This window comes from Roseovarius tolerans, assembly GCF_900109855.1.
Classification (GTDB): Bacteria; Pseudomonadota; Alphaproteobacteria; order Rhodobacterales; family Rhodobacteraceae; genus Roseovarius; species Roseovarius tolerans.
The window spans coordinates 251,502-274,579 of record NZ_FOBO01000003.1 but is presented as its reverse complement, the minus strand read 5'-3'; the positions used below and the strand labels follow the sequence as shown (position 1 = coordinate 274,579).

Sequence of the window (23,078 nt, the reverse complement as noted above, 5' to 3'; positions counted from 1 at the left end):
AGGACCCTCATCCATGCGTGCCGGCCTTGCCCTGCTCTGCCTCGCCTATGTGCTGAGCCAGTTCTTTCGCGCCTTCCTTGCGGTGCTCAGCGGGCCATTGGCGCGCGATATCGGCACCACGCCGGACGATCTCGCCTTTGCCTCGGGGCTGTGGTTCGTGATCTTCGCGGCGATGCAATTGCCGGTGGGATGGGCGCTTGACCGGGTCGGCCCGCGCCGCACGGCGGCGGTGCTTCTGCTGGTGGGCGGGGGCGGCGGCGCGGCGCTCTTTGCGCTGGCAACGACGCCGCTGCATGTCAGCCTTGCGATGGCGCTCATCGGCGTGGGCTGCTCGCCGGTGCTGATGGCCTCCTACTACATCTTCGCGCGACAGTTTCCGCCCGCGCGCTTTGCCACCCTCGCAGCCTTGATGCTGGGGGTGGGATCGGTGGGCAACCTGGTGGCCTCCTACCCGATGGCCTGGGCGGCAGAGACGATGGGCTGGCGCGCCGCGCTCTGGGGGCTGGCGCGCCGCGCTCTGGGGGCTGGCGGGCATATCGGCGGTCATCGCGCTCGGGATTCAGACCCTCGTGCGCGATCCGGACGCCGTCACCGGCGAAACGCGCGGCTCGGTGCTCGACCTGCTGAAAATGCCCGCCATCTGGGCAATCCTGCCACTGATGTTCGTGGCCTATGCGCCTGCGGCGGCGTTGCGCGGGCTCTGGGCCGGGCCGTATCTCACAGACGTCTTCATGCTCGATACCGGGCAGGTGGGACAGGCGACGCTGGTCATGGGGCTGGCAATGATCGCGGGCACGCTCAGCTATGGCCCGCTCGACCGGCTGTTCCAGACCCGAAAATGGGTGATCTTCACCGGCAACCTGATCTGCGCGCTGGCCACATGCGCGCTGATGCTCTGGCCGGATACGAGCCTTGCACTCTCCATCGCCCTGCTGGCCATCATCGGCTTTTCCGGCGCGTCCTTCCCGGTGATCATCGCGCATGGCCGCAGCTTTTTCCCGCCACATCTGGCCGGGCGCGGGGTGACGCTGCTCAATCTCTTTGGCATCGGCGGGGTCGGCGTCGCGCAATTCGCCTCCGGTCCGCTGCACGCAGCGGCGGCCGCCACGGGCCCGCTTGCAGGATATGTGGCGATCTTCGGGCTGTTCGGCGTTGCACTGCTGGCCGGGCTGGTGATCTACCTCTTCAGCCGCGACAACATGGGCTGACAACCGGCCCCTTTCACATCCCCACCAATCCCTGTATGACCCGCACCGCAACCCCGATCAGGAGGCATGATACACATGGGTTACAGAATCGCCGTCGTGGGCGCCACGGGCAATGTGGGCCGCGAAATGCTGAACATCCTCGCCGAACGCGAGTTCCCGGTGGACGAGATCGCCGCACTCGCGTCGCGCCGCTCGCTTGGCACCGAAGTCAGCTTTGGCGACCGCACGCTCAAGACCCTCGATCTCGACACGTTCGATTTCACCGGCTGGGATATCGCGCTCTTCGCCATCGGCTCGGACGCGACCAAGATCTATGCCCCCAAGGCGGCCAAGGCGGGCTGCGTGGTGATCGACAACTCGTCGCTCTACCGCTACGACCCCGACGTGCCGCTCGTGGTGCCCGAGGTTAACCCGCAGGCGGTCGAGGGCTATGCCAAGAAGAACATCATCGCCAACCCCAACTGCTCCACCGCGCAGATGGTGGTCGCATTGAAGCCCCTGCATGACCGTGCCCGGATCAAGCGCGTGGTTGTCTCGACCTACCAGTCGGTGTCGGGCTCGGGCAAGGACGGCATCGACGAGCTGTGGGACCAGACCAAGGCGGTCTACAACCCGACCGACGACTATCAGGCCAAGGTCTACCCCAAGCAGATCGCCTTCAACGTGATCCCGCATATCGACGTGTTCCTCGAGGACGGCCAGACTAAGGAAGAATGGAAGATGGTCGCCGAGACCAAGAAGATCGTCGATCCGAAAATCAAGGTCACCGCGACCTGCGTGCGCGTGCCGGTCTTCGTCGGCCATGCCGAGGCGATCAATATCGAGTTCGAGGACCATCTCGACGAGGCCGAGGCGCGCGACATCCTGCGCGAGGCCCCCGGCATCATGGTGATCGACAAGCGCGAGGATGGCGGCTACGTCACGCCCATCGAATGCGTCGGCGATTTCGCCACCTTCATCAGCCGCATCCGGCAGGACCCGACCATCGACAACGGCATCAACCTGTGGTGCGTCAGCGACAACCTGCGCAAGGGCGCGGCCCTCAACGCCGTGCAGATCGCCGAGACACTCGGGGCAAGGGTTCTGAAAAAGGGCTGATCACGGGTCAGGCTCAGATATCGGGCGCGTCTTCGGGCGCGCCCGTTTGCGTTTTCGCGCTCAGAGCAGCGACAGCAGGTTTTCGGGCGGGCGTCCGATCGCGGCACTGCCTTCAGTCACACCAATGGGCCGCTCGATCAGGATCGGGTTTGCAGCCATCGCCGCGATCAGTGCCTCCGGGTCACTGTCACGGGTCAGGCCAAGCGCCTTGAAGCGCGCCTCACCCGCGCGCATCATCTCGATGGGTGCCACGTTCAGCTGCGCCAGCACGGCGCGCAATTCGGCCTCGGTCGGTGCATCCTCAAGATAGCGGCGCACGCTCACCCCGGCCCCGCGCTCTTCCAGTAGCGCAAGTCCCGCGCGCGATTTGGAACAGCGCGGATTGTGCCAATAGGTGATCACAGCCAGTCCCCTCGTTTGGTGCCCACGGCCTCGGCCACGGTAGCGAAGCCGTCACGCTCCAGAGCCGCATCGAGGCCCTTGGCGATGTCCGAGACAAGCGACAGCCCCTCATAAACCAGCGCCGAATATAGCTGCACCGCGTGCGCGCCCGCACGGATCTTGGCATAGGCGTCCTCGGCAGAGCCAACACCGCCCACGCCGATCAGCGGCATCTCGCCGCCGGTCAGCTGCGACAGCCGCGCCAGCACCCGCGTCGAATTCTCGAACAGTGGCCGGCCAGACAGCCCCCCCGCCTGATCGCGCGCGTCACTGCGCAGCCCGTCGCGATCCAGCGTGGTGTTGGTGGCGATGATGCCGCTGATCCCGCTCGCGCGCGCCACGTCGGCGATCTCCGACAGTTCCGCATCACTCAAATCCGGCGCGATCTTGAGGAAAACCGGGATCGGACGCGGCAGCCAGTCGCGCGCCTCCATCACCCCTTTCAAGAGACCCATAAGCGCCTCGGCCCCCTGCAGATCGCGCAGCTTTTCGGTGTTGGGGCTGCTGACATTGACCGTCGCGAAATCGAGATGCGCGCCGCAATGCGCCAGCACCCGGGCGAAATCCTCGGCCCGGTCGTCGCTGTCCTTGTTGGCCCCCAGATTGAGGCCGATCACCGCGTCGCGCGGGCGATTGGCCAGCCGCGCGGCGGCGGCCTCCATGCCCTCGTTGTTGAAGCCGAAGCGGTTGATGACCCCGCGATCCTCGGTCAGCCTGAAAAGACGCGGGCGCGGGTTGCCGGGCTGCGGGCGCGGCGTGACCGCCCCCACCTCGATGAACCCGAACCCGGCGCGGCTCAGCGGCCCCAGCGCCTTGGCATTCTTGTCAAAGCCTGCCGCAAGACCCACCGGATTTGGCAGGCGCAGCCCCGCCAGATCGGTCCTGAGCCGCGCGCTCGTGACCGGCCCGGCGCTGGGCGTCAGCCCCATGCGCAGTGCCCGCAGCGCCAGACCATGCGCGGCTTCCGGATCAAACCGGTGCAGCAGGCCAAGGCCCAGCCGCTCCAGCATGGTCATTCCAGACCCGCCGGGAACTGATGCACGCCATCCACCAGCGGCAAGGGCTGCGCCCAGGCCACATCAGACAGCCGCAATTCGCGGTAGAGATGCGGGAAGAGCGCGCCACCGCGCGACGGCTCCCATCTGAGGGCCTCGCCCAGACGGTCGGTCTCGATGGCCAGGAGCATCAGATCGCCCTCGCCTGCGAAATGTTTGGCAGCGGTCTCGGGTGCCTGATCGGCGGTCGAGAAATGCACATACCCATCGGCGAGATCGACCGGCGCACCGGCGCTTTCGCCCTTGGCGCGAAGATCGGCCCATTCGGGGCCACGGAATATCTTGTAAATCAGCATATCCGGGTGATGCCGCGCCCGGGCCGCTGCGTCAAGCGATGCTTGAGGCGCAGGGCCGGATCGGCTAGCAAGATGGTCCAGGCAAGACGAGGGCAGGCATGGCGTTCACCATAGCAATCGACGGACCGGCGGCAGCGGGCAAGGGCACCATCGGGCGGGCGCTCAGCCGCCATTTCGGCTTTGCGCATCTCGATACCGGGCTGCTCTACCGTGCCACCGGGCGGCGTGTGCTGACCGGGCTCGATCCGGTCGAGGCGGCCCAGAGCCTGCGCGCCGAGGATCTGGAGGCGGACGACCTGCGCACCCCCGATGTAAGTCAGGCCGCCAGCCGCGTCGCCGCAATCCCCGAGGTGCGGCAGGCGCTCTTGGATTTCCAGCGTGCCTTCGCCCGGCGCGCAGGCGGCGCGGTACTTGATGGCCGCGATATCGGCACGGTAATCTGCCCCGAGGCCGAGGTGAAGCTCTTTGTCACCGCCTCGGACGCAGAACGCGCCCGGCGGCGGCACAAGGAACTGAGCGACGGCGGCCACACGGCCACGCTCGACGAGGTCATGGACGACCTGCGCCAGCGCGACGCCCGCGACAGCGCCCGCGCAGCCGCCCCGCTGAAACCCGCCCCGGACGCGCTCAGGCTCGACACCTCCGAGATGACCATAGATCAGGCCGTCGCGGCGGCAGTGGCCGAGGTGGACCGGGCAAAAGCCCGCCTTGGGACGCTTTAGGCGCTTGATTTACGCCCCCGCCCCCGCTATACGCGGCGCGTCAACAAGGCGGAAACCGCCACGAAGCATTGAGATCGAGCAGGGTCGGCACCACCGGCCCTCTTTGTTTTGTGACCCGCCTGACCAATGAAACCCCCAAAGACCGGCGGAGACAACCGCGCGGCCAGAAAACCGATCAAAGGAAACCAGAGACCACATGGCTCAGAACGTATCTATGGAGGATTTCGAAGCCCTCCTTGAAGAAAGCTTCGAAATGGACACGCCCGATGAGGGCACGGTTGTCAAAGGCAAGGTCATCGCCATCGAGGCGGGACAAGCCATCATCGACGTCGGCTACAAGATGGAAGGCCGCGTTGATCTGAAAGAATTCGCGAATCCCGGCGAGCAGCCCGACATTTCCGTCGGCGACGAGGTCGAGGTCTTCCTGCGCTCCGCAGAGAACTCCCGCGGCGAAGCCGTGGTCAGCCGCGAGATGGCCCGCCGCGAAGAGGCATGGGACCGTCTCGAAAAGGCCTATGCCGACGAAGAGCGCGTTGAAGGCGCGATCTTTGGCCGCGTCAAGGGTGGCTTTACCGTCGATCTGGGCGGTGCCGTGGCCTTCCTGCCTGGCTCGCAAGTCGATGTGCGCCCGGTGCGTGACGCTGGCCCGCTCATGGGTCTCAAGCAGCCCTTCCAGATCCTCAAGATGGATCGCCGCCGCGGCAATATCGTCGTGTCGCGCCGTGCCATCCTGGAAGAAAGCCGCGCCGAACAGCGCGCCGAGGTCATCGCCAACCTCACCGAGGGCCAGACGGTCGACGGTGTGGTCAAGAACATCACCGAATACGGGGCCTTCGTGGACCTGGGCGGGGTCGACGGCCTTCTGCACGTCACCGACATGGCCTGGCGCCGCGTCAATCACCCGTCGGAAATCCTCACGATCGGCGAGACCGTCAAGGTTCAGGTCATCAAGATCAACAAGGATACGCACCGCATCAGCCTCGGCATGAAGCAGCTGCAGGAAGATCCGTGGGATCTGGTCGCCGCCAAGTACCCGCTCGAATCGGTGCATACCGGCCGCGTGACGAACATCACCGATTACGGTGCCTTCGTTGAGCTGGAGCCCGGTGTCGAAGGTCTCGTTCACGTCTCGGAAATGTCCTGGACCAAGAAGAACGTGCATCCCGGCAAGATCGTCTCCACCTCGCAAGAGGTCGAAGTCATGGTTCTGGAAATCGACAGCGCCAAGCGTCGTGTCAGCCTTGGCCTCAAGCAGACCATGCGCAACCCGTGGGAAGTCTTTGCCGAGACCCACCCCGCCGGCACCGAAGTCGAAGGCGAGGTCAAGAACATCACCGAATTCGGTCTGTTCATCGGTCTCGAAGGCGAAATCGACGGCATGGTCCATCTCAGCGATCTGAGCTGGGACGAGCGTGGCGAGGAAGCGATCCAGAGCTACAAGAAAGGCGACATCGTTCAGGCGGTCGTCTCCGAGGTCGATATCGAGAAAGAGCGTATCTCGCTCTCGATCAAGGCGCTCGGCGGTGACAAGTTCGCCGATGCCGTGGGTGGCGTGAAGCGCGGCTCGATCATCACCGTCGAAGTGACGGCGATCGAGGATGGCGGCGTCGAGGTGGAATACGAGGGCATGAAATCCTTCATCCGTCGCTCCGACCTCAGCCGTGACCGTGCAGAGCAGCGCCCCGAGCGGTTCTCGGTCGGCGACAAGGTGGACGTCCGCGTCACCAACGTCGACAGCAAGACCCGCCGTCTGGGCCTCTCGATCAAGGCCCGCGAGATCGCCGAAGAGAAAGAGGCGGTTCAGCAGTATGGCTCGTCCGACTCCGGTGCATCGCTTGGCGATATCCTTGGCGCGGCGCTCAAGGGCGACAACGACAAGTAAGCGTCAGACGCTGTGACAGAATGAAAACGGCCCCGTCGATGCGACGGGGCCGTTTTTCTGTGCGGGCATATCTGGTCGCGGCGCGCTATTGCAGATCGGCGAAAGCCGCCTGAAGCCGCTCCACCGCCTCGACCACCCGCGCGCGCGGCGTGGCGATGTTGAACCGCAGGAAGGTTTCGCCTCCGGTGCCAAAATCAGCGCCCACTGACGGAACGAGGCGCGCATCCTCATGCACCCTGCGAAGAACCTCCTTCATATCCATCCCGGTATCGGCAAAGTTCACCCAGGCGAGATATGTCGATTGCATCGGCATGGCCTTCAGCGCAGGGATCTGACCGATCCCATCGAGAAAAAGCCGGTGATTGCCGTCCAGGTAAGCGACCAGTTCATCAACCCAGGCCGCGCCACCCGGCGAGTAGGCGGCGCGCGTCAACTCGACCCCCAAGAGATTGGGCTGCGTCTGATGTTCGAGCAGCGCCTGCCGGAAACGCTTGCGCAGGTCGGGATTGGGAATCGTAACCGTCCCGACGCGCGCGCCGGCGGTGTTGAAGGTTTTCGACGCGGCGGTGAGAACAAAGGTGCGATCCGCAGCCTCGGGGGCGGCATTGAGGAAATGCGTGAATGTCTGGCCGGGGAAAACGAGGTCGTGATGAATTTCGTCCGCAACCATGATGAGATCGTGACGCGTGCAAAACTCGGACAATTGGCGCAATTCCCCAGACGTCCAGATGCGCCCTGCCGGATTGTGCGGCGAGGAGATGAGCATCATTCGCTCGTTGCCGCTGAGCCCGGCCTCGAGCGCGTCCATATCCATGTGGTAGATGCCATCCTCGATAACCAGCGGTGACTCGTGGACGACGCGGTTGGTCAGTTGGATCTTGTTTGTGAACTCGTGGTAAACCGGGGTGAAGATGATCACCTCGTCGCCGGGGTCGGTGTAGGTTTCGAGGATAAGGGCTATGGCATGGCCCAGCCCGGCGGTGCTTGACATGTGGCCCGGGTCCACGTCCCATCCGTGGCGCTCTTTCATCCACCACGCAACCGCTTCGTTCATTTCACCGTCGCCGGGGAAATAGCCGTAATTGGCGCGGTCCATGAGGCTCTGCATCGCGTCCTGCAGGACATCGGCCGCCCGGAAGTCCATGTCGGCGACCCACATCGGAATCCCGTCAGCGGGCGAGACACCGCCATAAGCCTCCATCCTGTCCCACTTGGTACTTCCTGTGCCGCGGCGGTCGATGATCTCGTCGAAATTCATGGGGCTCTCCTTGGGATGTCGCGGCGCAGGCTAGACGATTGCTCGCCGGGTGCAAGACCGTTGCGGATCGCGCGCCGATCCCCTAAATCAAGCGCCATGAAACGCCCGATCCTCATCCACCCCGACCCGCGCCTGAAAAAGGTCTGCGAGCCTGTGCCCGATCTCAGCGACGATCTGCGCCGCCTCGCCGACGACATGCTGGAAACCATGTATGACGCGCCGGGTATCGGCCTTGCCGCACCGCAGGTCGGTGTAACCCGCCGCCTGATCGTGCTCGACTGTGTCAAGGACGAGGGCGAGGAGCCGCGCCCGCTGGTGATGTTCAACCCCGAGGTGGTGGCCAGCTCTGATGAGACCAATGTCTATGAGGAAGGCTGCCTCTCGATCCCCGATCAATATGCCGACGTGACGCGCCCCAAGATTGTCGATGTCCGCTGGATCGACCGCGACGGCAACGCGCAGGCCGAGACCTTCGACGGCCTCTGGGCGACCTGCGTGCAGCACGAGATCGACCATCTCAACGGCAAGCTCTTCATCGACTATCTGGGCGCGGTGCGGCGGCAGATGATCACAAGGCGCATGCAGAAACTCAAGCGCGAGCAGGCCCGCGCGTGAGCCTGCGCCCGGTCCTGCGCTGGCCCGACAAGCGGCTGCGAACTGCCGCCGCCCCGGTGAGCGCGATCACCGATGCAACCCGCGCGATCTGGGACGAGATGATTGCGGTGATGGAGGCGATGCCGGGCGTCGGGCTCGCGGCGACGCAGCTTGGCGAGATGCAGGCGCTGGCGGTGGTCGATGCCAGCGAGGCCCGCGGTCAGGTCGTGCGCATGGCCAATCCCGAAATCCTGCACGCCAGCGTGCATCTGCGCGAGCATCAGGAGGCCAGCCCGTGCCTGCCCGGCGTCTCGGCGGTGATCGAGCGGCCCCGCGCGGTGACGGTGCGGTTTCTGAATGCGTCAGGCGAGGTCGAGGAGCGCGATTTCGTCGGGCTCTGGGCCACATCCGTGCAGCACCAGATCGACCATCTGCAGGGGCGGATGTATTTCGACCGGCTGGGCCGGGTCAAACGGGACATGCTGTTGCGGAAGGCACGCAAACTGGCCTGAGCGTATCGTCCTTGGCACGGTTGGATATGAGTATTTTGGGAAAGATGAAGGGGCTGCTATGCGTGTGATCTTCATGGGAACGCCGGACTTCTCGGTGCCGGTGCTTGATGCGCTGGTCGAGGCCGGGCACGAGGTGGCCGCCGTCTATTGCCAGCCACCGCGCCCGGCGGGACGCGGCAAGAAAGACCGCCCCAGCCCGGTGCAGGCGCGCGCTGAGGCGCTTGGTCTGCCGGTCCGCCATCCGGTCAGCCTGAAAGGCGCCGACGAACAGGCGGCCTTCGCCGCGCTCAACGCCGATGTGGCTGTGGTCGTGGCCTATGGCCTCATTCTGCCGCAACCGGTGCTCGATGCGCCCGCCAAGGGCTGTCTCAACATCCACGCGAGCCTCCTGCCGCGCTGGCGCGGGGCCGCCCCCATTCACCGCGCGATCATGGCAGGGGATGCCGAGACAGGCATCTGCATCATGCAGATGGAGGCGGGGCTCGATACCGGGCCGGTGCTCAGGCGCGAGGCAACGCGGATCGGCGAGGCCGAGACCACGGGGCAGTTGCATGACAGACTGTCGGACATGGGCGGGCGGCTGATCGTCAAGGCGTTGGCGCAACTGGACAGCTTGCAGCCCGAACCGCAACCCGAGACAGGCGTCACCTATGCCGCCAAGATCGACAAGGCCGAGGCGCGCGTGGACTGGAGCCTTGACGCGCAAGAGGTCGACCGGCGCATAAGGGGCCTCTCGCCCTTTCCCGGCGCGTGGTGCATGGCAGGCGAGGCGCGGGTGAAACTGCTGGCCTCGCGCGTCGCCCACGGGCAGGGCACCCCCGGCGAGGTGCTCGACGCCGAGGCGACGGTTGCCTGCGGGCGCGGCGCGGTGCGGCTTTTGCGCTTGCAACGCGCGGGCCGCGCGGCGCAGGATGGGCCCGAGTTCCTGCGCGGCATGGCCTGGCCGCGCGGCAGCCGATTGGAGTGACGCGATGTTCCTGCAACTTTTCGGCACGGTGGTGATCGCGGGCATCGTCGGCTATGCCAGCGAGAAAAGCGGCTTTACCCGCAACGGCTATCTCCCGTCGATCATCATCTGCGTCGGCGGCGCGTTCCTCTTTTACTTCATCCGCATCATGTTCGGCATCCGCTTCGGCGCGCCGGGGATTGACGCGATCCTCTCATCGGTCGGCGCACTTATCATCGTGCCGACCCATTGGCGCAAGCGGAAGTAAGCCATGGGCGTGGTCTACCTGATCATCATCGGGGCGGCGGCGGGGTTCCTCGCGACCCGGCTGATGCGGATCGAGGCCGGGGTGGTGCAAACCGTGATGATCGGCATCGCGGGCGCGCTCATCGGCGCGGTGGTGATCCGGGTGCTGCTGATGGTCACGGGGCTGTTGGGCGGGCTCATTGGCGCGGTGCTGGGATCGCTGCTGCTGATCTGGCTCTACCAGATGTATCTCGGGCGCAAGTAGGCCGCGCGCGCTCCGCTTTCCCCTCTTGACCACGCCCGCACAAGGCCATATCTCCACGGCTCAGACGCGGGTATGGTGAAAAGGTATCACGAAAGCTTCCCAAGCTTCAGTTACGGGTTCGATTCCCGTTACCCGCTCCAAAATCTCCCCGCCTGATCAGCCGCGCAACTCCGACAGGATCGCCTCGGCCGCCGCGCGCGGGTCCGCCGCCGCCCAGACCGGCCGCCCCACCACGATATGATCGGCCCCGTCCGCCACCGCCTGCGCCGGTGTCGCCACGCGCTTCTGATCGCCCAAGGCACTGCCCACCGACCGCACCCCCGGCGTCACGATCAGCCGCCCCGTCGCCTGCGGCAGCGCGCGGATCATCGCGGCTTCCTGCGGGCTGGCGATCACCCCGTCGGCCCCGGCCTCGAACGCGCGGCCTGCGCGCTCGGCCACCAGATCGGGCAAATCGCCCGGCTTGATCAGCCCGGCATCGAGATCGGCCCGGTCGAGCGAAGTCAGGATCGTCACGGCCAAAATCTTCAGCGGCTTGCCTGCCGCGCCCTCCTTGGCGGCGCGCACCACATGCGGGTCGCCATGTACGGTCAGGAAATCCAGATCGAACTGCGCCAGCCCGCGCACCGCCGCCTCGATCGTGGCCCCGATATCGAACAGCTTCATATCGAGGAAAATCCGCTTGCCATGCTCTTGGCTAAGCTCGTTGGCCAGCGCCAGACCACCCCCGGTCAGCATCCCCAGCCCGATCTTGTAGAAACTCACCGACGGCCCCAGCACTTCGGCTAGCTGCAAGCCCTCCAGCGCATTGGGCACATCGAGGGCAACGATCAGGCGGTCATCTTGCATTAGCGAAGTCCTTGCATTCAGCGGTCGCGCCCTTGTGCCGAGACACAGATCAGGCGTCAAGGTAAGACCCGGCTATCGTACAAATGAACGGCCCCGCCTCCGGCTCATCCTCACAACACGCGTATCACGCAATCTTGATTTGGGGTGAAGCAACCCGGAGCGCATCATCTCTGAGTTGCCGTTATTGTTTGGCAACTCAATTTTAAACTGAGGTGTATAAAATGTTCAATAAACTCAAAAGACAGGCCGCCATTTCATTCTGCGCGACCATATCATGCGCTGCAATGGCCCAGGCCACGACACTTGAATTCACCGTAACAAATACCGCAGCCTTGGGCGGGTTTGCATTTTCGCCGATGTACCTGGCGTTTCACGATGGCAGCTTTGATGCCTTTGATGCGGGCACTGCGGCCAGCCCCGGTCTCGAAACCATAGCCGAAACCGGCTTCGCGAATGGTCTCAATGCGGAACGCGTCGCAGCAGATCCCGACTCGGACAGACTCTTCGTTTTAGGGCCCGACTTTCCGCCCCGGCCGGTATTCGTTCCGGGTGAATCGGTCACCGCCCAGTTCGACGTTGATGGTGCGGTGAACCGGTTTTTAAGCTACTTTTCCATGCTGACACCCACGAACGACACCTTCATGGGCAATGACGATCCGCAAGCCATCGCGCTCTTTGACGACCTGGGCATCTTCCAGGGCGACCGCGTGATCACCATATCCAGAGCCGATATGTGGGACGCGGGTACCGAGGTCAACGACACGTCGGCAACCGGCGGATCCGCCGATCTTGACGGGGCCAACACCGCCGAGGGCACCGCAGAGAACGGCGTGATCCACGCTATTGAAGATTTGTCGGAGTTTGCCGGAAAGCTCACAGATTTTGCCGGGTTTGACGGAAACCAGTATGTGATTTCAGACGGCATCCTGAACGACCCTGACCCCTTCGTCGGTGCCACGATCTCGATCCGGCAGGTTCCGGCGGTGCCGTTGCCCGCCGCTGGTCTGCTCGGGTTAACCGGTCTGGCCCTGTTGGGCGGTCTGCGGCGCATGCGGCGCAAATCCTAGAGCGTTTCGCGCAAAACCGGAGACATCAGGTTGACGGCGAAACGCTTTAGGCGGGCCCCGAAAACTACTGAGCGTGGCGGCCCGCAGACAAGCGCGTTGTCGCGGCCCGGTGATCAGATCACCTCAACCTTGATATCCTGCGCCAGGATTACGGGGGCGTCGCCATGCCGATGTTCGGGCAGGCGGTTCAGCTGGCGCAGCCCATCGCGGACCAACTGATCGACCAAATCGCTTTCAGGCAGTGTATCGGCACCCTCCGCTGTGGCGCTCAGGCTGATACCACCGGTGTCGGTCTGAAATAGCAGCGTCGCGCGTTGCCGCCCGCCATCGCCCGTTGGAGTCCGGTCCACCACCTTCACACCCAGAATACGCATACAAAACATCCCGTCACTCACTTCGGAATACGTAGGCGAGGCGCGTGTGTCAGGAAAGGTGAAAAATCGGAGCGGCGCGTCAAGCGCGACATTGCGCCGATAACGCGGTCAGGCTGCCAGTGATTTCAGAATCCACATCATCGTTCTGGCCGTGCCGTGCTGGCTCTGCACCGGGCGGCACCTCTTCAATCGGGCTGCGGCGCTGGCGCAGGACAAAGCCGCTGGCAATGCCTCTGTCGGATCGTCCGTCGCAGGCGCGCGCACCGCAAGGCTCACCTGCCCGGCCTCGGTTTCGCACAGGACTACGGCGCAGACCTCCGCGCCATTGCTCGCCCCTGTCATATCGCACAGCGCGATCCGCGAAATCCTCATACCATCACACCCGGTCACTCGTACCACTCCCGTCGAGGAGTACCCCGTCGCGACACCCGCGTCAGGGTGAATTTTCGTCCCATCCTCCCGTGGCGCGAGCCGTGGCACGACAATTCGCTCATCGCACCTTACGGCCTGAAAACCCCGCAGATCGCGATTCCGGCGATGTCCTGCCTTGAACCTCACAACGCCGTTCCCCATTTATCACTCAAGGTCCCCGACCGCTGCATGCCTAGATTAGGGTGCGCCACCGGGGGAACGCTTGAGAAAAGGAGAACGACCATGGACTTCAACAAGTTCACGGAACGGTCGCGCGGTTTCATCCAGGCCGCTCAGACCATTGCGATGCGCGAAAGCCATCAGAAACTCGCCCCCGAACATCTGCTCAAGGCGCTCTTGGACGATCCCGAGGGGCTGGCCAGCAACCTGATCAAACGCGGCGGCCGCGATCCCGCGCGCGTGACGCAGGCCAACGATCTGGCGCTGGGCAAGATCCCGCAGGTCTCGGGCGACGCGGGCCAGACCTACATGGACCAGCAGACCGGCAAGGTGCTGGCCGAGGCCGAGAAACTGGCGCAAAAGGCCGGTGACAGCTTCGTGCCCGTCGAACGCATCCTGACCGCGCTCGCCGTCGTGAAAAGCCCCGCCAAGGACGCGCTCGACGCCGGTGGCATCAGCGCGCAACAGATCAACGAGGCGATCAACGATATCCGCAAGGGCCGCACCGCCGACACGGCGAGCGCCGAGGACACCTATGAGGCGCTGGAAAAATACGCACATGACCTGACCAAGGCCGCCCGCGAAGGCAAGATCGACCCCATCATCGGCCGCGACGACGAGATCCGCCGCGCCATGCAAGTGCTTTCCCGCCGCACCAAGAACAACCCGGTGCTGATCGGTGAGCCGGGCGTGGGTAAGACCGCCATCGCCGAGGGCCTCGCCCTGCGCATCATCAATGGCGACGTGCCTGAATCCTTGCGCAACAAGCGCCTGCTGTCGCTCGACATGGGCGCGCTCATCGCGGGCGCGAAATATCGCGGCGATTTCGAGGAGCGGCTCAAGGGCGTGCTGAGCGAGGTGACGCAGGCCGCCGGTGAAATCATCCTCTTCATCGACGAGATGCACACGCTGGTGGGCGCGGGCAAGACCGATGGCGCGATGGACGCGGCCAACCTGATCAAACCGGCGCTGGCGCGCGGCGAGTTGCATTGCATCGGTGCGACCACGCTCGATGAATACCGCAAGCACGTGGAAAAGGACGCGGCGCTCGCCCGCCGGTTCCAGCCGCTTGTGGTCGAAGAGCCGACGGTCGAGGACACGATATCGATCCTGCGCGGCATCAAGGAGAAATACGAACTGCACCACGGCGTGCGCATCTCCGACAGCGCACTTGTCGCGGCGGCGACCCTCTCACACCGCTACATCACCGACCGGTTCCTGCCCGACAAGGCCATCGACCTGATGGACGAGGCCGCTAGCCGTCTGCGCATGGAAGTGGACAGCAAGCCCGAGGAATTGGACGCGCTCGACCGCGACATACTGCAAAAGCAGATCGAATGCGAGGCGCTGCGCAAAGAGGACGACGACGCCTCCCGCGACCGGCTGGCCAAGCTGGAACGCGAACTGGCCGAGTTGCAGGAAAAATCCTCGGAGATGACCGCGCAATGGCAGGCCGAGCGTGACAAGCTGGCCAGCGCCCGCGATCTCAAGGAACAGCTTGACCGCGCCCGCGCCGAACTCGATATCGCCAAGCGCGAGGGCAATCTCGCCAAGGCGGGCGAGCTCAGCTATGGCGTCATCCCGCAGCTTGAAAAGCAGCTGAGTGAGGCCGAGCAACAGGGCGATGACGATGTCATGGTCGAAGAGGCCGTGCGCCCCGAACAGATCGCGCAGGTCGTGGAACGCTGGACCGGGATCCCGACCGCCAAGATGCTCGAAGGCGAGCGCGAGAAACTGCTTGGGATGGAAGACAACCTGCACCGCCGCGTGATCGGTCAGAACAAGGCGGTCAAGGCCGTCGCCAATGCCGTGCGCCGCGCCCGCGCGGGCCTCAACGACGAGAACCGGCCACTTGGCTCCTTCCTCTTCCTCGGGCCGACCGGCGTGGGCAAGACCGAACTGACCAAGGCGGTGGCGGAATTCCTCTTTGACGACGACAGCGCGATGGTCCGCATCGACATGTCGGAATTCATGGAGAAACACTCCGTCGCCCGACTGATCGGCGCGCCTCCGGGCTATGTCGGCTATGACGAGGGCGGTGTCCTGACCGAGGCCGTGCGCCGCCGCCCCTATCAGGTGGTGCTCTTCGACGAGGTCGAAAAGGCGCATCCCGACGTGTTCAACGTGCTCTTGCAGGTGCTCGATGACGGCGTGCTGACCGATGGTCACGGGCGCACCGTGGATTTCAAGCAGACGCTGATCGTGCTGACCTCGAACCTGGGCTCACAGGCGCTCAGCCAGATGCCCGAAGGCTCGGATTCGGCGGATGCCAAGCGCGACGTGATGGATGCGGTGCGGGCGCATTTCCGCCCCGAATTCCTCAACCGTCTCGACGAGACGATCATCTTCGACCGCCTCAACCGCGAGGATATGGACGGGATCGTCGAAATCCAGCTGCGCCGCCTGCTCCGGCGTCTGGCCAGCCGCAACATCGCGCTGCAACTCGACGACGCCGCCAAGACATGGCTTGCCGATGCGGGCTATGATCCGGTGTTCGGCGCGCGGCCTTTGAAGCGGGTGATCCAGCGCGCCCTGCAGGATCCGCTCGCCGAGGCGCTCTTGGCCGGTGATATCCTCGACGGGGCGACCGTACCGGTCACCGCCGGGTCCGAGGGGCTGATCATCGGCGACCGGGTGGGCACCACCACCCAGGATCCACCCGCCGACGCCGTGGTCCACTGATCCTGAGCCGCCCCTCGCCACGCGCGAGGGGCGTTTTCAGTCCACCCGGTTGGAAATCTCGATCACGTTGCCATCGGGGTCGCGCAGGTAGATCGAGCGGATCGGCCCCATCGCCCCGCTGCGCGGCACCGGCCCGTCCTCGACCGCCAAAAGGGCGCGCCGCCAGATGCGCCAGCCAGTCCTCCAGCGGCACATCGCTCAGGAAACACAGGTCTGCCGTGCCGGGCATCGCGCGCGCCGCCTTCGGCTCGAACTCGGCCCCGGCGAGGTGCAGGTTGATCTTCTGCCGCCCGAACCGCAGCGCCCAGCGCCGCGAGCCATCCGCCGGGCAAAACGCCTCGGCCCGCATCCCCAGCACCTCCACGTAAAACGCGAGACTTACCTCGATATCCGTCACCGTCAGCACCAGGTGATCCAAGTCGCTCAGTTCAGGTTGCATCGCGATACGCCCTCCTCACACGATCCGCCCGCAGCCCCGCCAAGCGTTTTCGAAAACGCTTGCCCCCGCTCACAATGATGCCTCCGGTCTGAACCCATCCGCGATGCTGTCCACCCCGTCCAGCATCAGGGCGGCCATCACCTCGGCCAGTTTGGGGGCCATGCCGAACCCGATCTTGAATCCGCCATTGGCGATGAACGCGCCCGCGTGCAGCGGATGTGCCCCCAGCATCGGCGCGCGAGAGCGTGTTCGCGGCCGCACCCCGGCCCAACGCTCCAGCACCCGTGCGCTACCGAGCGCAGGCACCGCCGCGCAGGCCCGCGAGATCACCGCGTCCAGCTGCGCATCGGTGCTTGTGGCGTCGTCATAGTCGCGCTCCGAGGTGGAGCCGACTGCCGTGGTCCCGTCCTCATGTGGCACGATATGCACCGCATCGGCGAAAAGCTGCGGCAAGTCGCGCGCGTCGAAATCCAGCACCGCGCCCTGACCCTTGACCCCGTTGCCCACCTGCCGGGAATGACCCGCGTTCAACGCCTCCAGCCCAGCCACCCCCGTGGCCCAGAGCACCCGGCCCGCATCCGGCCCCTCGCGCAGCACCTCGCAGCCGCGCGCGCGCAGCGCCGCCACCAGCGCCGCACAGGCCCGGCGCGGATGCAGCCGCGCGCTCAGAGTGTCGCGGATCACATACCCGGTGGGGCTCTGCGGGCACCACGCACCCTGCACAGGCTCCACCCGCCACTCCGCCTGCCCTTGCCACAGCGTCGCCGCGCTGGCCTCCCGCGCGCGCGCCAGCGCCAGCCCGGCCGCGTCCATCACCGGCTGCACCCGCCCCAGTCGCGCATAGCCCGGCGAGACGCCCCCGGCCTCCGCCACCCCGGCCCAGAACGGCCCGGCCATGATCAGGCTCTCGAATTGGAACGCCTTCTTGTCGTTCCAGTTTTCCGGCACATGCGGGGCCAATGCGCCGACCACCCCGCCCGAGGCGCCGGCACCGGGGCCAAACGGGTCGATCACCTGCACCCGCGCCCCCCGCCGCGCGCAGGCCCAGGCCACCGACAGCCCGAAAATACCAGCACCCCTGACCGTGATATCGACCATTGCCAATCCCCTTGCCGCGCGCCATGGTCGCGCGCATTCGCCCCCGTTCTAGAGGATCGCCGCATGCAGGACCATCCCGCTGACCTTGCCTGGCGTGACGGCGATGTGCCGGTCTCGACCCGCTTCGACGATCCCTATTTCAGCCTCGAAAACGGCCTCGCCGAGACCCGCCATGTCTTTCTTGCAGGCAACGGCCTGCCCGCCCGGTTCCGCGACGGCTTCCATATCGCCGAACTGGGCTTCGGCACCGGGCTCAACCTGCTGGCGACGCTTGCCGCATGGCGCGCCGCCGGGATCGCCGGACGGCTGCACTTCACCTCCTTCGAGGCCTACCCGATGCCGCCCTCCGACATACGCCGCGCGCAAGGCCGCTTTGCGGAGCTTGCACCGGTCGCAGCCGAGCTTGCCCCCCATTGGCAGGGATACGCGCAAGAGATCGCCCTGCCAGACCTGCAGTTCACGCTGATCACCGGCGATGCCCGCGACACGCTAAACCCTTGGCCCGGCACGGCGGATGCGTGGTTTCTCGACGGATTTTCCCCCGCCAAAAACCCCGAACTCTGGCAGCCCGACCTGATGGCCGAGGTCGCCCGCCACACGGCACCGCGCGGCACGGCGGCGACCTACACGGCGGCGGGTTTCGTGCGCCGGGGGCTTGAGGCGGCGGGGTTTTCTGTTACCCGTCAGGCGGGATATGGCCGCAAACGGCACATGACCGTGGCGGTGAAAGGCGAGGCATGACTGACCAGAATACCCGGCTCGGCATCTGGCTGATGGTGCTGACCACCTTCATCTTCGCGGTGCAAGATGGCATCTCGCGGCATCTGGCAGGCGAATACAACGTCTTCATGGTGGTGATGATCCGTTACTGGTTCTTCGCCGCCTTCGTGATTACCATCGCCGCGCGCAAGGCGGGTGGCCTGGGCGCCGCCTCCGCCACCACCCAGCCCCTGATGCAGGGCTTTCGCGCCGTGCTTCTGGTATCCGAGATTTGCGTGATGATCTACGGCTTCACCCTCCTCGGTCTGGTCGAGAGCCACGCGGTCTTTGCCTGCTACCCGCTGCTGATCGCCGCCCTTTCAGGGCCGGTTTTGGGCGAAAGCGTCGGCTGGCGCAGATGGGCCGCCATCGCCGTCGGCTTCGTCGGTGTGACCATCATCCTCGAACCCGGCTTCGGCGTGTTCCAGCCCGCCGCCATCATCCCCTTCATCGCGGCGCTGATGTTCGCGCTCTACGGCCTGCTCACCCGCTATGTCGCCCGGCGCGACACGGCGGCCACCTCGTTCTTCTGGACCGGCACGGTGGGCTCGGTCGCGATGACGGCGGTCGGCGCGTGGTTCTGGGAGCCGATGACCGGCCCCGACTGCGTCTGGATGGGCGCGCTCTGCATCACCGGGGCGGCGGGGCATTACACGCTGATCAAATGCTACGAGGTCGCCGAGGCGAGCGCGGTGCAACCCTTCGCCTATCTGCAACTGGTCTTTGCCAGCACCCTCGGCATCCTTGTGTTTTCCGAGACCATCCGCCTCAACGTGGCGCTTGGCGCGGCGCTGATCGTGGGGGCGGGGCTGTTTACCCTCTGGCGGCAACGTCAAAAGGGTTAGGCACGTGCCACGCAGGCTTGACGAAATTTGCATCGCTGGCTAACCTTTTCCTGCGCGGTTCCTTCATTACTCGCTCCCGCGCTTGATTTTGGACCAGCCCGGCCGTTCCGGCTCGGAGATTTCGATGTGTTGAGCATACGCGCACTTATGGCAGGCTTGCGAAAGGTCGGTGTCGCACCGGCCCTTCTGATCGTGCTGCTCAGCGTGCGCGTCGCCACCGCAGCCGCCGTCGACTGCCAGCACGAGTTGGCCGATGCCGCCCGCGCCGCCGAGCGCGCGCAAGAGGCGCTGCGCATCGAGGCGCTGGCACTGGGTGGAGAGCTTTGCCTCGTCGAAGACCATGCCGCAGAGCCCGACCCGACCGAGGCCGCGCATGATCACGACGGCCCGCATCTCAGCACGCCCTGCCCGTTCTTCAAATCGCCCGCCGCGCTGACCGACCTTTCGGTCGACCCGGCGGCGCGGATCATGGCCTTTTCCTACATTGCGGCGCGCACTGACGTGCCTTGCGCCGCCGCGCAGACCCGCTGCGCGGCCTACAGCCCGCGCGCGCCGCCCCTGCCTGCCCAGGGATAACTGGCATGCGCGCCTGACGGGCCCACCCCGTGCATCCGTTCCCCCACACAGGGGCGGCATGCATCTCCAGCGGGACATCCGGTGCGGGGCTTTCCCCATTCAGGTTCTCGACCGCGACGCCCTCTCCAGCGGGCAGACGGACACAATCGAGACCCGGGATGACCGGCCTGAACGGCCCATGCCAGCCCCTTACGGCAAGATCACCCAATCCATTTTCACTAGGAATTCCGCAGGTGCCAACCGGGCCACTCACATAGCCCCGCGCGCCCGGTGACGGACCCCAACACAAAGAGACCAAGACCATGACACAGGTTTTCCTGCGCGCAGGTGCATTCTGCGCAGCCCTATCGCTTTGCCTTTCGACACTGCCCGCAACGGCGCATGAAGACGCGCCACCAGCACCCGAAGATGGGCTGCGCGTCAGCGCGACCGACCTGCCGCCGCTGCGCGCCGACGGTCACGCCCCGATTGGCGTGATGGGCGAACACCGCCACAAGACCGGCGAGGTGATGCTGTCCTATCGCTTCATGCACATGGACATGCAGGGCAATCTCATCGGTGACGACAATGTCAGCCCCACCACCATCGCAACCACCGTGCCCAACCGCTTCTTCGGCGCGCCGGGCCAGCCGCCCACGCTGCGCATCGTGCCCACCGAAATGCAGATGCAGATGCACATGTTCGGCGCGATGTACGCCCCCAATGACCGCATCACCCTGATGGCGATGCTGCCCTATATCGAGAAGAAGATGGACCACATCACCTTTCAGGGCGGCGCGGGCACCAACCTGCTGGGCGGCTTTCGCACCTCGTCCGAGGGCTGGGGCGATCTCAAGGTGTCGGCCCTGATCGGACTCGCCGAGCGCGGCACTCACAAGTGGCATCTGAATTTCGGGGTCAGCCTGCCCACCGGTTCCACCTCCGAGCGCGGCACGATCCTCGCCCCCAATGGCGCACGCCCCAATATCCGCCTGCCCTACGCGATGCAGATCGGATCGGGCACCTATGACCTGCTGCCGGGCATCACCTATAGCGCCCGCTCGGGCGATACCGCCTGGGGCGCGCAACTCTCCGGCGTGATCCGCACCGGTAAGAACGAAGGCTACCGTTTGGGCCACGAGGCGCGGCTGATCGGCTGGGCCAGCATCCAGCCCAAGCCCTGGATCAGCCTCTCGGGCCGGATCGAGGCCAAGACCGTCGGCGATATCAGCGGCCGCGACTCGCAGATCGCAGGCCCGGTGCAAACCGCCGACCCGGACAATTACGGCGGTGACACCATCACCCTCTTTGCCGGGGTGAACCTCGTCTCGCAGCGCGGTGCGCTGCGCGGCCATCGCCTCGCCGCCGAGATCGGCGTACCGATCTATCAGGATCTAAACGGCCCGCAGATGGAAACTGACTGGATCGCCTCGCTCGGCTGGCAATACGCGTTCTGAATAACAGAGGTGCGCGGGGTTCCCCGCGCACCCCCTGCGGCAAAACGGACCACGGGTCCGGCTTCGACTTCACAAAATCGTGATCATGCATATAACCGACCCGAACAAGTGATGGGCAGGTATGCGGACCATTCCCAAAATTTCGACAGTCTGGCCGCGCGGCGGCATCGCGGTGCTTCTGGCACTAGTGCTTGCCCTGCGCGTGATGGCTCTGCCGATGGTCATGGCGGGCGGTGCCCCCGGCCCCGGCATGATGGCGATCTGCACCGGATCGGACATCATCTATATCCCCATCGGCGGCGACAGCCCGGCGGATCCGGGCGAGGGCACCGCCCACGATCCCTGTCCCGCCTTCGGGATCACCGCCGCGCTTGATCTGCCCGATCTCACCGTTCCGGCGCCCAGCGGGCAGCTGGTCGCGCGGACAGTCCGGCCCGGCGTCCCGGCCCGCGTGACGCGGCCCACGGCACCCGCCCATCAGCCCCGCGCGCCCCCGATCGCCTGATCTGACCCTGACCCCCATCACGACAGATCACCGGGCCGCCCCTGCGCGCCCGTTCTCAAAGGACGACACAATGCTCAAACGAACCCTTGGCGCGGCTCTCGCCTGCGCCGGGCTGCTGGCCACCGTGGCCACGGCCCAGACCATGCCGCCGATGACCATGCAGACCGACGGCAAGATGCCCCGGGGCCACCACCATATGCACCATCACGGCCCCGTCGGCCTGCCGGGCCGCCACCAGCTGCCCGAGGGCCGTGTGGTTCTGACCTACCGGCTGGGCGCGATGTCGATGTCGGGCATCCGCTCCGGCACCGATGATCTCGACGCCGCGACGCTGGTCACGACGGTGCCCAATGCCTTTGCAGGCATGCCCGGCCAACCCCCCACCATCCGCATGGCCCCGGTCGAGATGACCGGCCAGATGCACATGCTGGGCGCGATGTACGGCGTCAGCGACCGCCTCACGCTGATGGGCATGCTGCCCTATATCCGCAAATCCATGACCATGCGCACCTATGCCGGTCCCACCGGCACCACGGTCCTCGGCCAGAACACTGCCAGCTCAGAGGGTCTCGGCGATCTCCGTCTCGGCGCGCTCTGGTCGCTGCACAAGGCCGGGCGCAGCCGCGCCGCGCTCGGCCTCGGGCTCAGCCTGCCCACGGGCTCGATCACCGAAACCGGCCAGATGCTCAGCCCGATGGGCACCACCCCCACCATGCGGCTCGCCTATTCGATGCAGCTTGGCTCGGGCACCTACGATTTGCATCCCAGCCTGACATGGGAGAGCGGGCGTGGTGCGATGAACTGGGGCGGGCAGCTGCGCGGCATCCTGCGGCTCGACCGCAACCACGCCGGGTATCGGCAGGGCCATGAGGCGGCACTCACCGGCTGGCTCAGCTACCGCGCGGCCCCATGGATCAGCTACTCGGGTCGGCTCGAATATCGCTATGCCGATCACATCCACGGGCGCGATCCGCAGATCATGGGGCCGTCACTCGGTGCCGATCCGCAGAATTACGGCGGGCGCTACGTGACGCTCTATGCCGGGGCCGACATCACACCCCGCAAGGGGCCGCTGAAAGGCCACCTGATCGGCTTTGAACTGGGCCTGCCGATCCATCAGGATCTCAACGGCGTGCAGTCCGAAACCGACTGGAGCTTCGCCCTCGCCTGGCGCAAGCCGTTCTAGGAGGGTGGAGATTGGCCGTGAGCGGGTGTTGAACGCGACGCTTTAGGAGCCGCGCAGTGCCCGACCGCCGGGTGGGCGCAGCAGCCTCGGTGGACCGCACTTTATGCCAGCCAAACACTCCCGCGTTATCAATGGCTTGATACGTTGC

At 65.5% G+C, this 23,078-nt stretch carries 24 protein-coding genes, 1 tRNA gene and 2 pseudogenes; 18 read left to right on the top strand and 9 right to left on the bottom strand.

The features are described from left to right. Positions 1-13: 13 nt before the first annotated feature. Positions 14-1,208, top strand: a pseudogene (locus BMX04_RS19840) (MFS transporter). A gap of 75 nt (positions 1,209-1,283) precedes the next feature. Then, the gene (locus BMX04_RS04520; RefSeq protein ID WP_050661653.1) at positions 1,284-2,306 is read left to right on the top strand and encodes an aspartate-semialdehyde dehydrogenase; all 1,023 of its coding nucleotides are present in this window, start codon (positions 1,284-1,286) and stop codon (positions 2,304-2,306) included. Between the two features lie 60 nt (positions 2,307-2,366). On the opposite strand, the gene arsC is transcribed toward BMX04_RS04520, so the two are convergent. Genes arsC through BMX04_RS04505 form a run of 3 tightly spaced genes read right to left on the bottom strand, consistent with a single transcriptional unit; the run spans position 2,367 to position 4,098 of the window. After that, entirely contained in the window at positions 2,367-2,708 is a 342-nt protein-coding gene (gene arsC / locus BMX04_RS04515; protein ID WP_074785187.1) for an arsenate reductase (glutaredoxin), read from the bottom strand. Beyond that, the gene (locus tag BMX04_RS04510; RefSeq protein ID WP_074785186.1) at positions 2,705-3,763 is read right to left on the bottom strand and encodes a quinone-dependent dihydroorotate dehydrogenase; all 1,059 of its coding nucleotides are present in this window, start codon (positions 3,761-3,763) and stop codon (positions 2,705-2,707) included. The genes arsC and BMX04_RS04510 overlap by 4 nt, the downstream gene beginning before the upstream one ends. Then, positions 3,760-4,098: a DUF952 domain-containing protein gene (locus tag BMX04_RS04505; RefSeq protein WP_050661650.1), complete on the bottom strand. Its 339-nt coding sequence runs from the start codon at positions 4,096-4,098 to the stop codon at positions 3,760-3,762. The genes BMX04_RS04510 and BMX04_RS04505 overlap by 4 nt, the downstream gene beginning before the upstream one ends. 98 nt (positions 4,099-4,196) lie before the next feature. Here BMX04_RS04505 and BMX04_RS04500 point away from each other — a divergent pair, with 98 nt between their 5' ends. Both BMX04_RS04500 and rpsA read left to right on the top strand, forming a co-directional pair. Continuing rightward, entirely contained in the window at positions 4,197-4,820 is a 624-nt protein-coding gene (locus BMX04_RS04500) for a (d)CMP kinase (RefSeq protein ID WP_074785185.1), read from the top strand. Positions 4,821-4,989: 169 nt separating this feature from the next. Continuing rightward, positions 4,990-6,702 (top strand): annotated as a pseudogene (gene rpsA / locus BMX04_RS04495) (30S ribosomal protein S1); the annotation flags it as partial. Positions 6,703-6,787: 85 nt separating this feature from the next. Here the strand turns inward: rpsA and BMX04_RS04490 are convergent. Continuing rightward, positions 6,788-7,960, bottom strand: coding sequence for a MalY/PatB family protein (locus tag BMX04_RS04490; protein WP_074785183.1), 1,173 nt, complete (start codon positions 7,958-7,960; stop codon positions 6,788-6,790). A gap of 96 nt (positions 7,961-8,056) precedes the next feature. Here BMX04_RS04490 and def (BMX04_RS04485) point away from each other — a divergent pair, with 96 nt between their 5' ends. From def (BMX04_RS04485) to BMX04_RS04460, 6 genes are all read left to right on the top strand, one after another. Further along, the gene (def, locus tag BMX04_RS04485) at positions 8,057-8,575 is read left to right on the top strand and encodes a peptide deformylase (protein ID WP_074785182.1); all 519 of its coding nucleotides are present in this window, start codon (positions 8,057-8,059) and stop codon (positions 8,573-8,575) included. After that, on the top strand, positions 8,572-9,066 hold the full coding sequence (gene def, locus BMX04_RS04480; RefSeq protein ID WP_074785181.1) for a peptide deformylase: 495 nt from the start codon (positions 8,572-8,574) through the stop codon (positions 9,064-9,066). Before def (BMX04_RS04485) ends, def (BMX04_RS04480) begins: the two co-directional genes overlap by 4 nt. 58 nt (positions 9,067-9,124) lie before the next feature. Continuing rightward, positions 9,125-10,033 (top strand): methionyl-tRNA formyltransferase, encoded by a 909-nt coding sequence (gene fmt / locus BMX04_RS04475; RefSeq protein ID WP_074785180.1) that lies wholly within the window; start codon positions 9,125-9,127, stop codon positions 10,031-10,033. Between the two features lie 4 nt (positions 10,034-10,037). Beyond that, complete coding sequence (locus BMX04_RS04470) at positions 10,038-10,280, top strand: hypothetical protein (RefSeq protein WP_074785179.1); 243 nt, start codon at positions 10,038-10,040, stop codon at positions 10,278-10,280. Between the two features lie 3 nt (positions 10,281-10,283). Next, positions 10,284-10,523 carry a hypothetical protein gene (locus tag BMX04_RS04465; protein ID WP_050661642.1) on the top strand — a complete coding sequence of 80 codons (240 nt, stop codon included), beginning with the start codon at positions 10,284-10,286 and terminating at the stop codon, positions 10,521-10,523. Between the two features lie 66 nt (positions 10,524-10,589). Then, positions 10,590-10,663, top strand: a tRNA-Gly gene (locus BMX04_RS04460). Between the two features lie 16 nt (positions 10,664-10,679). On the opposite strand, the gene pyrF is transcribed toward BMX04_RS04460, so the two are convergent. Then, positions 10,680-11,372: an orotidine-5'-phosphate decarboxylase gene (gene pyrF, locus BMX04_RS04455; RefSeq protein WP_074785178.1), complete on the bottom strand. Its 693-nt coding sequence runs from the start codon at positions 11,370-11,372 to the stop codon at positions 10,680-10,682. Between the two features lie 221 nt (positions 11,373-11,593). Between pyrF and BMX04_RS04450 the strand changes: the two genes are divergently transcribed. Then, positions 11,594-12,439: a spondin domain-containing protein gene (locus BMX04_RS04450; protein ID WP_139194493.1), complete on the top strand. Its 846-nt coding sequence runs from the start codon at positions 11,594-11,596 to the stop codon at positions 12,437-12,439. Between the two features lie 113 nt (positions 12,440-12,552). Here the strand turns inward: BMX04_RS04450 and BMX04_RS04445 are convergent, their stop codons facing one another. Together BMX04_RS04445 and BMX04_RS04440 are read right to left on the bottom strand one after the other, a co-directional pair. Beyond that, positions 12,553-12,813, bottom strand: coding sequence for a hypothetical protein (locus BMX04_RS04445; RefSeq protein ID WP_139194492.1), 261 nt, complete (start codon positions 12,811-12,813; stop codon positions 12,553-12,555). 108 nt (positions 12,814-12,921) lie between these two features. Beyond that, a complete protein-coding gene (locus BMX04_RS04440; RefSeq protein WP_074785175.1) occupies positions 12,922-13,185 on the bottom strand; it encodes a hypothetical protein in 264 nt (87 codons plus the stop codon). A gap of 282 nt (positions 13,186-13,467) precedes the next feature. On the opposite strand from BMX04_RS04440, the gene clpB reads away from it, so the two are divergent. Further along, positions 13,468-16,086, top strand: coding sequence for an ATP-dependent chaperone ClpB (clpB, locus tag BMX04_RS04435; protein WP_074785174.1), 2,619 nt, complete (start codon positions 13,468-13,470; stop codon positions 16,084-16,086). On the opposite strand, the gene BMX04_RS04430 is transcribed toward clpB, so the two are convergent. Beyond that, complete coding sequence (locus BMX04_RS04430; RefSeq protein WP_478013371.1) at positions 16,025-16,525, bottom strand: VOC family protein; 501 nt, start codon at positions 16,523-16,525, stop codon at positions 16,025-16,027. The genes clpB and BMX04_RS04430 overlap by 62 nt on opposite strands. 69 nt (positions 16,526-16,594) lie before the next feature. Continuing rightward, positions 16,595-17,623, bottom strand: a complete 1,029-nt coding sequence (locus BMX04_RS04425; RefSeq protein WP_074785173.1) for an NAD(P)/FAD-dependent oxidoreductase — start codon at positions 17,621-17,623, stop codon at positions 16,595-16,597. Between the two features lie 63 nt (positions 17,624-17,686). Between BMX04_RS04425 and mnmC2 the strand changes: the two genes are divergently transcribed. The 6 genes from mnmC2 (at position 17,687) to BMX04_RS04390 (ending at position 22,930) form a co-directional block, all read left to right on the top strand. After that, on the top strand, positions 17,687-18,364 hold the full coding sequence (mnmC2, locus tag BMX04_RS04420) for a tRNA (5-methylaminomethyl-2-thiouridine)(34)-methyltransferase MnmC2 (RefSeq protein WP_074785172.1): 678 nt from the start codon (positions 17,687-17,689) through the stop codon (positions 18,362-18,364). Next, complete coding sequence (locus tag BMX04_RS04415; RefSeq protein WP_074785171.1) at positions 18,361-19,227, top strand: DMT family transporter; 867 nt, start codon at positions 18,361-18,363, stop codon at positions 19,225-19,227. Before mnmC2 ends, BMX04_RS04415 begins: the two co-directional genes overlap by 4 nt. A 147-nt stretch (positions 19,228-19,374) precedes the next feature. Continuing rightward, positions 19,375-19,803 carry a hypothetical protein gene (locus tag BMX04_RS04410; RefSeq protein ID WP_074785170.1) on the top strand — a complete coding sequence of 143 codons (429 nt, stop codon included), beginning with the start codon at positions 19,375-19,377 and terminating at the stop codon, positions 19,801-19,803. 302 nt (positions 19,804-20,105) lie between these two features. Next, positions 20,106-21,239, top strand: a complete 1,134-nt coding sequence (locus BMX04_RS04400) for a transporter family protein (protein WP_074785168.1) — start codon at positions 20,106-20,108, stop codon at positions 21,237-21,239. Positions 21,240-21,360: 121 nt separating this feature from the next. Then, positions 21,361-21,744, top strand: a complete 384-nt coding sequence (locus BMX04_RS04395) for a DUF2946 family protein (RefSeq protein WP_074785167.1) — start codon at positions 21,361-21,363, stop codon at positions 21,742-21,744. A gap of 70 nt (positions 21,745-21,814) precedes the next feature. Beyond that, positions 21,815-22,930, top strand: coding sequence for a transporter (locus BMX04_RS04390; protein WP_074785166.1), 1,116 nt, complete (start codon positions 21,815-21,817; stop codon positions 22,928-22,930). Positions 22,931-23,078 lie beyond the last annotated feature (148 nt).

Excerpts from the sequence above, each read along its gene's own strand:
- BMX04_RS04450 (WP_139194493.1), top strand. The coding sequence starts at position 11,594 with ATGTTCAATAAACTCAAAAGACAGGCCGCCATTTCATTCTGCGCGACC.
- BMX04_RS04440 (WP_074785175.1), bottom strand. The coding sequence starts at position 13,185 with ATGAGGATTTCGCGGATCGCGCTGTGCGATATGACAGGGGCGAGCAAT.
- def (WP_074785182.1), top strand. The coding sequence starts at position 8,057 with ATGAAACGCCCGATCCTCATCCACCCCGACCCGCGCCTGAAAAAGGTC.
- BMX04_RS04430 (WP_478013371.1), bottom strand. The coding sequence starts at position 16,525 with ATGCAACCTGAACTGAGCGACTTGGATCACCTGGTGCTGACGGTGACG.
- BMX04_RS04425 (WP_074785173.1), bottom strand. The coding sequence starts at position 17,623 with ATGGTCGATATCACGGTCAGGGGTGCTGGTATTTTCGGGCTGTCGGTG.
- clpB (WP_074785174.1), top strand. The coding sequence starts at position 13,468 with ATGGACTTCAACAAGTTCACGGAACGGTCGCGCGGTTTCATCCAGGCC.
- BMX04_RS04395 (WP_074785167.1), top strand. The coding sequence starts at position 21,361 with ATGCGGACCATTCCCAAAATTTCGACAGTCTGGCCGCGCGGCGGCATC.
- BMX04_RS04470 (WP_074785179.1), top strand. The coding sequence starts at position 10,038 with ATGTTCCTGCAACTTTTCGGCACGGTGGTGATCGCGGGCATCGTCGGC.
- BMX04_RS04415 (WP_074785171.1), top strand. The coding sequence starts at position 18,361 with ATGACTGACCAGAATACCCGGCTCGGCATCTGGCTGATGGTGCTGACC.
- BMX04_RS04505 (WP_050661650.1), bottom strand. The coding sequence starts at position 4,098 with ATGCTGATTTACAAGATATTCCGTGGCCCCGAATGGGCCGATCTTCGC.
- BMX04_RS04390 (WP_074785166.1), top strand. The coding sequence starts at position 21,815 with ATGCTCAAACGAACCCTTGGCGCGGCTCTCGCCTGCGCCGGGCTGCTG.
- BMX04_RS04500 (WP_074785185.1), top strand. The coding sequence starts at position 4,197 with ATGGCGTTCACCATAGCAATCGACGGACCGGCGGCAGCGGGCAAGGGC.
- BMX04_RS04445 (WP_139194492.1), bottom strand. The coding sequence starts at position 12,813 with ATGCGTATTCTGGGTGTGAAGGTGGTGGACCGGACTCCAACGGGCGAT.
- BMX04_RS04465 (WP_050661642.1), top strand. The coding sequence starts at position 10,284 with ATGGGCGTGGTCTACCTGATCATCATCGGGGCGGCGGCGGGGTTCCTC.
- BMX04_RS04520 (WP_050661653.1), top strand. The coding sequence starts at position 1,284 with ATGGGTTACAGAATCGCCGTCGTGGGCGCCACGGGCAATGTGGGCCGC.
- pyrF (WP_074785178.1), bottom strand. The coding sequence starts at position 11,372 with ATGCAAGATGACCGCCTGATCGTTGCCCTCGATGTGCCCAATGCGCTG.
- BMX04_RS04400 (WP_074785168.1), top strand. The coding sequence starts at position 20,106 with ATGACACAGGTTTTCCTGCGCGCAGGTGCATTCTGCGCAGCCCTATCG.
- BMX04_RS04410 (WP_074785170.1), top strand. The coding sequence starts at position 19,375 with ATGGCAGGCTTGCGAAAGGTCGGTGTCGCACCGGCCCTTCTGATCGTG.
- BMX04_RS04490 (WP_074785183.1), bottom strand. The coding sequence starts at position 7,960 with ATGAATTTCGACGAGATCATCGACCGCCGCGGCACAGGAAGTACCAAG.
- fmt (WP_074785180.1), top strand. The coding sequence starts at position 9,125 with ATGCGTGTGATCTTCATGGGAACGCCGGACTTCTCGGTGCCGGTGCTT.
- mnmC2 (WP_074785172.1), top strand. The coding sequence starts at position 17,687 with ATGCAGGACCATCCCGCTGACCTTGCCTGGCGTGACGGCGATGTGCCG.
- BMX04_RS04510 (WP_074785186.1), bottom strand. The coding sequence starts at position 3,763 with ATGACCATGCTGGAGCGGCTGGGCCTTGGCCTGCTGCACCGGTTTGAT.